The organism is Frigoribacterium sp. CFBP 13707, assembly GCF_014842245.1.
GTDB classification, from domain to species: Bacteria; Actinomycetota; Actinomycetes; order Actinomycetales; family Microbacteriaceae; genus Frigoribacterium; species Frigoribacterium endophyticum.
On record NZ_JACYVL010000037.1, the window covers coordinates 1 to 519 of the forward strand.

Below are 519 nucleotides of genomic sequence, written 5' to 3' on the forward strand. Positions count from 1 at the left end.
AGGGGCTTCAGCGAGCCGCCGTAGAGGTTGAAGAGGTAGGCGTCCTCGGCGGCGACGGTGCCGTTGGCGGTGACGGTGCCGTAGAGCTTCGACTCGCCCGGGTCGATCCGGAAGTCGGTGAGCTCGACGACGGTGCCGTCGGCGGCGGTCAGCGACAGGCCGGAGCCGTCGTGGTCGATCTCGCCCTGGACGTAGGGGCGGACGTCGCTGGCGGGGTCGTAGTAGTCGACGTTGCCGCCCGTGATCGGGAAGGCGAAGGAGCCGTCGGTGAAGGTCGCGGTGCCGACGACGCCGGGGGTCAGGCCGAGGCTGGTGAGCGCGTCGACGAACGACTGGTCGACGGCGACCTGGGTGTCGACGCCCTTGCTCAGGTCGGGCAGCGACGCGACGGGGGTCGCGGCGGCGCTGGGCTCGGACGAGGCCGAGGAGGACGACGACGAGCTGCCGGTGGACGAGGTGTCGTCCATCGAGCAGGCGGCGAGCGAGAAGACGAGTGCGCCGGAGGCGACGAGGCCGAGG

Annotated in this window: 1 protein-coding gene; it reads right to left on the minus strand. The window is 71.7% G+C overall.

What is annotated here, in order from left to right; genetic code table 11:
* On the minus strand, window positions 1-519 hold a 519-nt coding region (locus IFT45_RS16665; protein ID WP_192129559.1), incomplete at both ends, for a hypothetical protein.